The organism is Cellulomonas sp. IC4_254, assembly GCF_011603975.1.
GTDB lineage: Bacteria > Actinomycetota > Actinomycetes > Actinomycetales > Cellulomonadaceae > Cellulomonas.
Window position 1 is genome coordinate 1 of sequence record NZ_JAANNB010000286.1, and the last position, 3,286, is coordinate 3,286.

3 protein-coding genes are annotated in these 3,286 nt (G+C 78.3%); all 3 read left to right on the top strand.

All coding sequences use genetic code 11. The features are described from left to right. Positions 1 to 130 precede the first annotated feature (130 nt). Positions 131 to 2,302, top strand: a complete 2,172-nt coding sequence (locus tag G6556_RS17870; protein WP_166944361.1) for an Ig-like domain-containing protein — start codon at positions 131 to 133, stop codon at positions 2,300 to 2,302. Between the two features lie 92 nt (positions 2,303 to 2,394). Then, complete coding sequence (locus G6556_RS17875) at positions 2,395 to 3,048, top strand: DUF4142 domain-containing protein (RefSeq protein ID WP_166944363.1); 654 nt, start codon at positions 2,395 to 2,397, stop codon at positions 3,046 to 3,048. A 44-nt stretch (positions 3,049 to 3,092) separates the two neighbouring features. Beyond that, positions 3,093 to 3,286, top strand: a 194-nt coding sequence (locus tag G6556_RS19225) for a hypothetical protein (RefSeq protein ID WP_205693712.1), incomplete at its 3' end; no start/stop codon positions are given.

Below are 3,286 nucleotides of genomic sequence, written 5' to 3' on the forward strand. Positions count from 1 at the left end.
GTCCGATAGGGGGAAGCACCTGCTCACGGGAGCGCCCGCCGACGTACGGTGACGGCCTCCCCGCACGCCGCCGCGACCCACTCGGGTCCGCCCCGCGGCCTGCGACGACCCCGAACGGGACCCCCGCCGCATGCGCCGCACCCTCGCCGCCGTGACCCTCGCGCTCGCCCTCGCGGCCGCGCCCGTCCTTCCCGCCGCCTCGCCCGCCGCGGCCGCGGCGCCGACCGCCACGGTCGTCGTCGAGAAGACCGGGCTTGCGATCGGCGACACGTCGCTGGTGACGATCACGTTCTCCGAGCCGGTCCTGTATTTCACCGCGGCGGACATGACGGTGTCCCGAGGCACGCTGTCCGCCGTGTCCACCTCGGACAACCAGGTGTTCACCGCGGTGCTCACCCCCCAGGCGGGGGTTACCGCCTACGGGCTGCGGCTGGTGCTCGACAACACCGGCGTCACCGACCTCGACGGCACCCCGGGATCCGGGACGACCCAGTCGAACGACTTCTCCGTCGACACCGTGCGGCCCACCGCGACCGTCGCGGTCAGCCGGGCGGCGCTCCGCGACGGGGACACCGCGACCGTCACCCTGACGTTCTCCGAGGCGGTCACCGGTCTGACCGGTGCGGACCTCGCCGTGGGTGCCGGCAGCGCGAGCACCCCCCTCAGCAGCGACGGCGGGCGCACCTGGGTCTCGACGCTCACCCCCGCGGCCGGCACCGAGGCCGCCGGTGCGGTGGTGGCGCTGGACCTCGCCGGCGTCCGGGACCTCGCGGGCAACCCCGGCCAGGGCACCGCGTCCTCCTCGGCCTACGCCGTGGACACCGTCCGGCCGTCCGCGGCCGCCGTCAGCCTGAGCGCGGCGCGGCTGGCCATCGGCGACTCCGCGACGCTGACCGTGGTCTTCTCGGAGCCGGTCGTCGGGTTCGACCTGGCCGACCTCACCGTCCCCGGGGGCACGGCGAGCGACCTGGCCACGACCGACGGCACCACCTGGACCGCGACGATCGTGCCGGCGGCCGGGACAGGCCCGACCGACCAGGTCGTCACGGTCGACCTCGCCGGCGTCATGGACCAGGCCGGCAACGTCGGCAGGGGCACCGCCGCCTCCCCCGTCTACACGGTCGACACCCAGCGACCGACCGGCGTCGTCACCACCGACCGCAGCGTCGTGCGCGCCGGCGAGACCGCCACCGTGACGATCACGTTCTCCGAGCCCGTCCTCGGGGCGGGCGGAGCCAGCCCCGGGCTCACGCTCGCCACGGGCGGCGGCACCCTCACGCCGCCGACCTCCGTCGACGGCGGCCGGACCTGGACCGCGACCTTCACCCCGGACCCCGACGCGCGCGCCACCGCGGAGCTGGTCCTGGACCTCGCGACGGTCGCCGACCTGGCCGGCAACCCCGGGACCGGGACCACCGCCCCGACGACGCTCGCGGTCCGCACCGTCCGCCCGACGGCGGTCGTCACCGTCTCCGAGCCGCTGCTCAGCACCGCCACGTCCGGCGTCCTCACGCTGACGTTCTCCGAGGCGGTCACCGGGGTCACGAGCGCGGCGGTCACCGCGCCGGGTGCCACCGTCGGGACGCTGTCGTCGTCCGACGGCGGCCGCACCTGGACGGCCCCGCTGACGGGTGCGGCCGGGACCGACTCCGGGCCGACCGCCGTCACGGTCGACCTCGCGCTGGTGACCGACGCCGACGGCAACGCCGGGGTCGGCACCGCCACGTCGGGCACGTACGCCGTGGACACCGTGCGCCCCACGGCGACGCTCGCGCTCGCGGCCACCCGGGTCACCGGCCCGACGACGCTGACCATCACGTTCTCGGAGCCGGTGGCGGCCCTCGCGCTCGCCGACCTGGTCGCCGAGGCGGGCACGCTCTCCGGCCTGACGACCGTCGACGGCGGGCTGACCTGGACCGCGACGTACACCCCGGACGCGGGCGCGCGGGCCGGGGCGGCGACGATCCGGCTGGCGCTGGCCGGGGTGGCCGACCTGGCGGGCAACACCGGGGTGGCGGCGGCGCTGACGGTGCCGTTCGCGGTCGAGGCGCCCGGCGCGCCCGTGGTGCCGACGGTGCCCGGGGTGCCGGCCGCGCCCGGGGCGCCCGTCGCCGTCCCGCCGGCCGGCGCGTCGGTCGCGGCTCCGGCCGTCGCCTCGGCGCCCGCTGCCCCGGCTCGGGCGCTGCCGCGCACCGGGTCGGAGGCGGGCGCGGCGCTCGCCGTCGCGCTGGGACTGCTGGTCGCGGGGGCGGGCGCGGTCGCGGTGCGGGCGGGCGCGCGCGGTCGCCGCCGACGGGCGTAGCGCGGCCCGCTGCGGATGCGCGACCCGGCCGGAGCCACCCATCATGGGGGCACCGGTCCGGAGCGGGGCCACGACCCCCGAGGGGGACCGCCATGCGTCTGCTCCACCGCGCCGCCCTGGCGCTCGCCGCCACCACCGCCGCTCTCGGCCTCGCCGCCGGGACCGCCGCCGCCCAGCCGAACGAGCAGGACCAGGCCTGGCTCGTCGCCGCCCACCAGAGCAACCTCGCGGAGATCGCCGCGGGCCAGGCGGCGCTCCAGAAGGCCACGACCGACGACGTCCGGATGCACGGCCAGATGCTGATCGACGACCACACGGCGCTCGACGCCTCGCTGACGCCGGTCGCGCAGCAGCTCGGGGTCACGCTCCCCGCCGAGCCCACGCCCGAGCAGCAGCAGGCGCTCGCGGAGGTCAGCGCGCAGAGCGGCGAGGCGTTCGACCGCGCATGGGTCGAGTCCCAGATCGCCGGGCACCGCGCCACGCTCGCGGCCGGCGAGCAGGAGCTCGCGCAGGGGTCCGAGCAGACGGTCAAGGACCTGGCGGCCGCCGCGGCGCCCGTCGTGCAGCGCCACCTCGACGGGCTGCTCGCGACCGCCCAGGAGCTCGGCGTGCCGACCTCCGTACCGGCCGGCACGGGCGGGCAGGCGGCGTCCTCGTCGCAGGCGCTCGGGCTCGCGCTGCTCGGCACCGGCGTCCTCGCGGTGGCCGTGGCGGCCGGCCTGGTGCTCCGCCGGCGCCGGGTGTGACGCGTCGGCCCCTCGGTCGACCGCGCCGGTGGTCGGCGGCCGGGGTGATCGCGCTCGTCGGCGTGCTGACCGCGGGCGTCGGGGTGGCCGTGCTCGCGTCGCCGCCGGCGCTGCGGGTGGCGGAGGCGTCGTCGCGCGGCGCGGTCCCGCGCCCCCCGCACGCCGGGTCCGCCCCGTCCCTCGCGACCGGGACGGCCTCCACGACAGCGTCGGCGACCGAGCCCACGGCACCGGCCGA

Bases quoted from the DNA above. Each gene is read 5' to 3' on its own strand.
- G6556_RS17870 (WP_166944361.1), top strand. From the start codon at position 131: ATGCGCCGCACCCTCGCCGCCGTGACCCTCGCGCTCGCCCTCGCGGCC.
- G6556_RS17875 (WP_166944363.1), top strand. From the start codon at position 2,395: ATGCGTCTGCTCCACCGCGCCGCCCTGGCGCTCGCCGCCACCACCGCC.